The following is a 3,857-nucleotide window of genomic DNA, read 5'->3' as shown; positions in this document are numbered from 1 at the left end:
CACCTCCGACCATGCCGAGCAACAGCATCAACGGCAGCACCAGCGGGCCTTCGAACTGCGGAAACAGTACTGGAAGCATCGAGCCAACGATGCCGCCGAGGATGAACTGGCCTTCGGCGCCGATGTTCCAGATGTTGGCCTTGTAGCAAACCGACAGGCCGACAGCGATCAGGATGAGCGGCGCGGCCTTGATCGCCAGCTCATGCAACTGCCAGATTTGGCTGATCGGCTCGATGAAATAGATGTTGAACGCAGTCAGCGGATTGACGCCGAGCAGTGCGAACATGACGGCCCCGGCAATGATGGTCAGCGCGAAAGCGATGAACGGCGACAGGGCCGAAAACAGCATGGAGCGCTGCGGGCGTTTGACGAGTTCGAGGCGCATCATGCCGTCTCCAACGTGTGTTCGGCGTGACCGGGTTCGGCGCCACCCATCAGCAAGCCGACCTTCTCGAAGGTCGCTTCGGCGATCGGCATCGGCTTCGACAACTCGCCATTGTGCATGACCGCGATCGCATCCGAGATCTCGAACAGCTCGTCGAGATCCTGGCTGATCACCAGCACCGCTGATCCGCTGCGCGACAACTCGATCAAGGCCTGGCGGATGTGGGCGGCAGCGCCCGCATCGACGCCCCAGGTCGGCTGGTTCACCACCATGACGCTTGGCCGGCGGTCGAGTTCGCGGCCGACGATGAATTTCTGCAGATTGCCGCCCGAAAGAGCCGCGGCCTCCGGATCCGGCGCGCTCTTGCGCACGTCCATCGCCTCGATGATGCGTTGGGACGCGGCCTGGATGGCGGCGCTCTTGACCATTCCGCCGGAACCGACGAACGCCTTGCCGTCGGTGGCATGGCGCGACAGCAGCAGGTTTTCGGAAAGCTTCATGCGCGGTGCGGCACCGTGGCCGAGGCGCTCCTCCGGCACGAAGGCAGCGCCCAGCAGGCGCCGTCCGGTGATGGTGAGGCTTCCCGAATCCTTGCCGCGAATGCGCACCGAGGCGGCATCCTGCTGCAGCACTTCGCCCGAAACGGATTCGAAGAACTCGCCCTGACCATTGCCGGCGACGCCGGCGATGCCGATCACCTCGCCGGCGCGGACGTTCAGGTTGATGCCCTTGAGCGGGATCGAGAACGGCGTCGCCGGTTGGCGGCTGAGATTGCGGATTTCGAGCAGCGGCTGCGCCTTGTCGATGCCCTCGACCGGCGCGCGCACCACGGCCTGCACCTCATTGCCGACCATCATTCGCGCCAGCGAAGAGGCTGTTTCCTCACGCGGATTGCAATGGCCGACCACCTTGCCGTGGCGCAGCACGGTGGCGCGGTCGCAGATGCGTTTGACCTCTTCGAGCCGGTGCGAGATGTAGAGGATGGATTTGCCTTCCGAGCGCAGGCGCTCCAGCGTCTCGAACAGCTTGTCGGCTTCCTGCGGCGTCAACACCGAGGTCGGTTCGTCCAGGATGATGAGCTGCGGCGTCTGCAGCAGGCAGCGGATGATTTCGATGCGCTGGCGCTCGCCCACCGACAGGTCGCCGACCAGCGATTCAGGATCGAGCGGCAGGCCATAGCTGAAGGAAAGCGCCCTCGCCTTCGCAGCGATGCTGCTGATCGGCGAGCCGTCGTCCAGCGACAGCGCGATGTTTTCGGCCGCGGTCAGCGCCTCGAACAGCGAAAAATGCTGGAACACCATGCCGATGCCGAGCTTTTTCGCGACGCCCGGGCTGGAAATCCTGACGGCCTGACCGTTCCAGAAGATCTCGCCGGCATTGGGCTCCAGCGAGCCGAAAAGCATCTTGACCAGCGTCGACTTGCCGGCGCCGTTTTCGCCGAGCAAGGCGTGGATCTCACCCCTGGCGATGTCGAGATCGATATGATCGCACGCCGTCAGCGTGCCGAATATCTTGGTGAGGCCACGCACCTCAAGCAGGTTCGTGCCGTCCTGATTTGCACTCACAGTGCCTCCCATCTGGTTAGCCAGACATGTTCTGTGTTCCCGCAGGCATGGTAGGCGCGGCCGGCTCTCATCGGAAAGCGGCACACGTCTTGAAAGAGCTTCAAGAATTTCAGCGGAAATTCAAGGGATAGCAAGGCAGAACGAACTAAGGGATGAGAATGGTCGTCCCTGTGGTCCTGCGGCCCTCGAGGTCGGAATGCGCCTTGCCGGCGTCCTTCAGCGCGTAGCGCTGGTTGATCCGGATCTCGACCGCGCCGCTGAGCACGACCTCGAACAGGGCGGCAGCAGAAGCGTCGAGGTCCTCGCGTTTTGCGTTGTAGACGAACAGTGTCGGCCTTGTTGCGAACAACGAGCCCTTCTGTGCCAGCAACGACATGCTGAACGGCGGTATAGGTCCCGAGGACTGGCCAAAGCTGACGAACATGCCGAGCGGCCGCAGGCAGTCGAGCGAAGCCGGAAACGTGTCGTTGCCGACCGAATCGTAGACGACATCGCATTTCTTGCCGCCGGTGATGGCGGCGACGCCGGCGACGAAATCCTGTTCCTTGTAGTTGATGACGTGATCGAAACCATGCGCCCTGGCGAGCTCGATCTTGTCGGACGAGCTGGCGGTGCCGATGACGGTGGCGCCGAGATGTTTTGCCCATTGGCCGAGGATCAGGCCGACGCCGCCTGCAGCGGCATGGAACAGGATCGTGTCGCCGGCCTTCACCTTGAACGTCCGGCGCAGCAGATATTCCGCGGTCATGCCCTTCAGCATCATCGCTGCGGCCTGTTCGTCGCTGATGCCATCCGGAACCTTGACGACGCGGCTGGCATCGATGACGCGTTCTTGCGCGTAAGCCCCCGTCGTCACGGCATAGGCGATGCGATCGCCCGGATTCAGCCAGTCGACGCCATGGCCGACCTCCAGCACCACGCCGGCGGCTTCGCTGCCTGGCACGAGCGGGAAGCCGCCGGGTGGCGGATAGAGACCGGAGCGATGGTAGACATCGATGAAATTGAGGCCGATCGCGGTGTGCCGGACCAGGATCTGCCCGGATCCCGGCTGGCCGGGATCAGCGTCCTCATAGGTCAGAACTTCCGGGCCGCCATTGGCATGAATGCGGATCGCTTTGGACATTGCTAGGCTTCCTGTGGGCTAGGCTTGTGGGGCCAGGCTCCCTGTGGGAGTGGCCGATCAGGCCTTTTTGGCACCGAGATTGGGAAAGAACTGCATGATGCCACCGATGCAGGCAAGATAAAGCCCGGTGATGGTGATGCCGATCTTGGTGAAGGTGCTGACCTGCTCGCCCAGCACGCCGATCTGATCGTAGAAGGCGGCGAGCGCCGCTTGGGCCAGGGCAAGCGCGCCGAAAGCGCACCACAACAGGGTCATCCCAAGGTTGATGCGCCGCAGCCGCACCACCCGCACCGGGTGGATGAAGTTGATCGGCACGAAAGTCAGGACGCCGGCCACCACCACCACCGCGAACGAAACCCATTGTCCGGGCTCGATGACGAACAGGGTGAACACCACCATGTTCCAGACCACCGGGAATCCCTTGAAGAAATTCTCCTTCGTCTTCATGCCGGTGTCGGCATAGTAGATGGCGCTGGAAACGACGATGATCGCCGCCGACAGGAATGACAGGCCCTCGCCCATGAAGCCGCGCTGATAGAGCGCGAAGGCCGGGATCAGCACGTAGGTCACGTAGTCGATGATGTTGTCGAGCAGTTCGCCCGACCATGTCGGCAGGATCTCCTTGACCTCGAGTTTTCTGGCGATCGGCCCATCGATGCCGTCGACGAACAGGGCCAGCCCGAGCCACCAGAACATTGCGGTCCAGCGCTCTTCACTTGCCGCCACGAGCGACAGGAAGGCCAGGAACGACCCCGAGGCGGTCAAAAGGTGGACGGAGAACGCC

3 protein-coding genes and 1 pseudogene are annotated in these 3,857 nt (G+C 62.9%); all 4 read right to left on the bottom strand.

Translation table 11 applies throughout. The features are described 5' to 3' along the window. A pseudogene (locus EOA22_RS26845) lies at positions 1 to 388 on the bottom strand (ABC transporter permease); the annotation flags it as partial. After that, positions 385 to 1,962 carry an ABC transporter ATP-binding protein gene (locus EOA22_RS26840; RefSeq protein ID WP_063168006.1) on the bottom strand — a complete coding sequence of 526 codons (1,578 nt, stop codon included), beginning with the start codon at positions 1,960 to 1,962 and terminating at the stop codon, positions 385 to 387. The pseudogene EOA22_RS26845 and the gene EOA22_RS26840, both read right to left, overlap by 4 nt. A 133-nt stretch (positions 1,963 to 2,095) precedes the next feature. Then, a complete protein-coding gene (locus EOA22_RS26835; protein ID WP_063168005.1) occupies positions 2,096 to 3,073 on the bottom strand; it encodes a quinone oxidoreductase in 978 nt (325 codons plus the stop codon). 57 nt (positions 3,074 to 3,130) lie between these two features. Continuing rightward, the coding region (gene pcsA / locus EOA22_RS26830) for a phosphatidylcholine synthase (RefSeq protein WP_164755846.1) at positions 3,131 to 3,857 on the bottom strand (727 nt) is incomplete at its 5' end.

Origin of the sequence: Mesorhizobium sp. M7A.F.Ca.US.014.04.1.1 (assembly GCF_003998745.1) — a bacterium.
Taxonomy (GTDB): Bacteria; Pseudomonadota; Alphaproteobacteria; order Rhizobiales; family Rhizobiaceae; genus Mesorhizobium; species Mesorhizobium ciceri.
The sequence above is the reverse complement of the archived record's forward strand: the minus strand, read 5'-3'. Positions and strand labels throughout refer to the sequence as shown.